4 protein-coding genes are annotated in these 3569 nt (G+C 63.1%); 1 reads left to right on the forward strand and 3 read right to left on the reverse strand.

Annotated elements, in window-relative coordinates:
- A partial coding sequence (locus HX846_RS26815) for an acyl-CoA dehydrogenase family protein (RefSeq protein ID WP_178966438.1) occupies positions 1-613 on the reverse strand: 613 nt, incomplete at its 3' end.
- A 154-nt stretch (positions 614-767) separates the two neighbouring features.
- Positions 768-1331 carry a helix-turn-helix domain-containing protein gene (locus HX846_RS26820; protein WP_003211741.1) on the reverse strand — a complete coding sequence of 188 codons (564 nt, stop codon included), beginning with the start codon at positions 1329-1331 and terminating at the stop codon, positions 768-770.
- Positions 1332-1423: 92 nt separating this feature from the next.
- Between HX846_RS26820 and HX846_RS26825 the strand changes: the two genes are divergently transcribed.
- A complete protein-coding gene (locus HX846_RS26825) occupies positions 1424-2344 on the forward strand; it encodes a DMT family transporter (protein ID WP_008432448.1) in 921 nt (306 codons plus the stop codon).
- A 6-nt stretch (positions 2345-2350) separates the two neighbouring features.
- Here the strand turns inward: HX846_RS26825 and HX846_RS26830 are convergent.
- Positions 2351-3569, reverse strand: a 1219-nt coding sequence (locus HX846_RS26830) for an ATP-binding cassette domain-containing protein (protein WP_178966439.1), incomplete at its 5' end; no start/stop codon positions are given.

A 3569-nucleotide genomic window follows, 5' to 3' on the forward strand; every position in this document is an offset into this window, starting at 1 on the left:
TGGTGCGCTGGCCGAAGCCGTCCCAGCTGTCGATCACTTGCAGGCCCGGCGCGTCCCGTTCGACAAATGCGATGAACGCCTGGTCCTTTTCGTTGACGCCCACCGTCGGCACGATATGGGCGAACAGTGCGCCGGTGCAGTAGAACTTCTCGCCGTTGATGTACGCACTGTCGCCGTCAAAGCGCACTTGTGTGTCAAACGTGCCGGCGTTCTTGCTCTTGGCTTCGGAGAAGGCATTGCCGAACCGATAGCCCAGCAGGACCTTGGCGAAGTAGTGCTGCTTTTGCTCCTCGCTGGCGGTTTGCAGGAGGATGTCGACGACGCCCAGGTGGTTCTGCGGAATCTGCCCCAGGGACGGGTCGGCGGCGGAGATCAGCTTGATCACCTCGGCCACCGTCACATAGGACACTCCCGCGCCGCCGTAGGCCTTGGGAATGGTGATGCCCCACAGGCCACTGGCAGAGAATTCGTCCAGCTCGGCCACCGGCAGGCGTCGCTCGCGGTCGCGCACGCCGGCGTCCACGGCAAAACGCTTGGCCAACTCGGTGGCAACCGCAATGGCCTCGGCGTCCGAACGGATGATGTGGGCAGGTTGTAGGGGTTGGGCTGACATGGGCCGACTCCAGGCTCCAGAGAGATACTGGAGTGATTGCAGGAGTCGTGCCCGAATGCAATGTGCAACGAAATCAGCGGGTTGCCGGTATATCAGGGAAGTCGTTGGCGGTTCAAAACAGCAAAGTGTCCAACCACTGTTGCGCTGCCAACAGTTAAATCACCACGTTGCGCACAAACCGCACCGCCACGTCGCCGTCATTGCGATAGGCGTGAAGGTAGCGGCTGGCGAACATCAGGAACTCACCGGTGGCGACGTTTTTTTCCTCATCCCCCAGCACCAGCGTCAGGGTGCCTTCGAACACAAACAACTGCACGCTCCAACCCTCGGGGTCCGGTTCAGGCATGTAGCGATCGCCGGGCTCCAGGCGCATCTCCCATAGTTCCACCTCGCGACGCGCGGTGGCCTTGGCCAGCAGCACGGCTTTGCTGCCGGGGATGTCACCGGCCCAGGCCAGTTCGTTGATACGGCTGTGATCAGCGGCATCCGGGGCCTGGATCAAGTCGCTGAAGGCCACGTCCAGGGCTTCGGCCACCCGGTCGAGGGTCGACAGGCTGACGTTTTTCTCCCCCGCCTCGATTGCCACCAGCATGCGCCGGCTGACGCCGGATTTTTCGGACAGCGCCGTCTGGCTCAACTCAGCCGCATGGCGCAGGCGCCGAACGTTCTGGCTGACGTGTTGCAGGACCGAGGCCCGTTGCGGATTTTCTTTGTGCACTATATTGCTCACAGGGTGGGGTTGCGCAGTATACTGCCCAGCTTGCGGCGCATTGTGCGGTCCGCGCCCTTCCTGTGCAAGACCGAGCCGCCATGACCACCTCCCCGTTGTTTTCCCGTTTCAGCAAAGCCGAATGTGTATTGGTGGTGATCACCATGTTTTGGGGCGGCACCTTTTTGCTGGTGCAGCACGCCATGGCGGTCAGCGGCCCGATGTTTTTCGTCGGCCTGCGTTTTGCTGCGGCGGCGCTCATCGTCGGGGCGTTCTCATTCCGCAGCCTGCGGAACCTGACGCTGTTTGAATTGAAGGCTGGCTGCTTTATCGGTGTGGCGATCATGTTCGGCTACGGTTTGCAGACCATTGGCTTGCAGACGATCCTGAGCAGCCAGTCGGCATTTATTACTGCGCTGTATGTGCCATTCGTGCCGCTGCTGCAATGGCTGGTACTGGGACGGCGGCCGGGGTTGATGCCGAGCATCGGCATCATGCTCGCGTTTACCGGGCTGATGCTGCTGACCGGCCCGGCCGGGGCATCATTGAATTTCAGCCCCGGTGAAATCGCCACGTTGATCGGTGCGGTAGCAATTGCCGCCGAGATCATCCTGATCAGCGCCTTTGCCGGGCAGGTGGATGTACGCCGGGTAACGGTGGTGCAACTGGCCACGGCGTCGGTGCTGTCGTTCCTGATGGTGGTGCCGATGGGCGAGGCACTGCCGGGGTTTTCCTGGTTGCTGCTGTTCAGCGCGGTGGGCCTGGGGCTGACCAGCGCGGTGATTCAGGTGGCGATGAACTGGGCGCAGAAAAGCGTCTCGCCGACTCGCGCCACGCTGATTTATGCCGGGGAGCCGGTGTGGGCCGGCGTAGTCGGGCGGATTGCCGGGGAGCGCTTCCCGCCGATTGCCATGGTGGGCGCGGCGTTGATCGTGGCGGCGGTGATTGTCAGTGAGATGAAAACCCGCCGGCAGCGGCTCGCCGAGCCCCAGGCCGAACTGGAACATGAAAACCAGGGTTAAGCGGCCTCAGAGGCGCAACTCACCGTCCAGGTTGATGGCCTGCAGGAACGCCTCGTCATGGGACACCACGATCAGCGCGCCCTGGTACTGATTGAGCATTTGCTCCAAGGCAATCCGGCTGGGCAAGTCCAGATGGTTGTCGGGTTCGTCCAGCAACAACAATTGCGGCGGATGCTCGGCGTAGAGCTGTGCGGCCAGGGCAATTTTCAGACGCTCGCCGCCGCTCAGTTGGCGCGTATCGAGGACCGCCCGGTCGGCATCGATGCCCATTTGCGCCAGCCGGGTACGCGCTTCGCTTTGCGCCAGTAGCGGATTACTTTCGTAAAGCCATTGCACCGCCGTGCGCTCGGGGTGCTCCAGCCCGGCGTGTTGGTCCAGCCAGCCGATATGGCAACTGCGCGCCAACTCACCGGCAGCCACCGGCAACTGGCCGGCAATCACCCGCAGCAGGGTCGACTTGCCACTGCCATTGGCTCCCAGGATCGCCATGCGCGTCGGGCCGGTCAGGGTGAGATTGATCGGCGCCGGGCTGCCAAACGGCAACACCACGTCGTTCAACTGCAGCACCAGCTTGCCCTGGGGCACCACGCTTTCCGGCGACAGCATCATGCGCTGGATCTCCGGCGCACACCGCGCACGCGCCTCGGCGATCCGCTGCTGTTGCTGCTCACGCGCCAGCTGCTGGTTGAGGCGCAACTTGCCCTGGCTGTTTTCACTGCGCTCTTTCTGGGCGTTGGTGATCAGTTTGGTCTGGTTGCCATCCCGGGCCTGGCGGTCGCCCCGGGCATTGCGGCGTTGCTGACGCTCCATTTGGATGACCGCTTCACGTTGTTCACGTTTGGCGTGCGCGCGCTCCCCCTGCAACGCCGACTGGAACGCCTGCTGCTCCTGCTCCCGTGTCGCCGCATAGTGGCTGTAATTACCGCCGTACACCGCCAAGCCCTTGGGCGACAGTTCGACAATCTCGTCCATGTGCTCCAGCAACCCGCGATCATGGCTGATCAGCACCAGGCCGCCGGGCCACCGATCAATCTGCTGGGCAAGCTTGTGCTGCTGATCGATGTCCAGGTGGTTGCTGGGCTCATCGAGGATCAACCAGTCTGCCCTCGACAACCAGGCGCCCAGCAAAGCGACGCGCTGGCGTTCGCCGCCACTGAGGGCCGCGGTTGGCGAGTCGGCAGTCAAGTGCCCCAGGCCGATTTGCTCCAGGGCCGCCGCCAGTCGA

This window comes from Pseudomonas sp. K5002 (assembly GCF_013386655.1).
In the GTDB taxonomy this organism is placed as follows: Bacteria; Pseudomonadota; Gammaproteobacteria; order Pseudomonadales; family Pseudomonadaceae; genus Aquipseudomonas.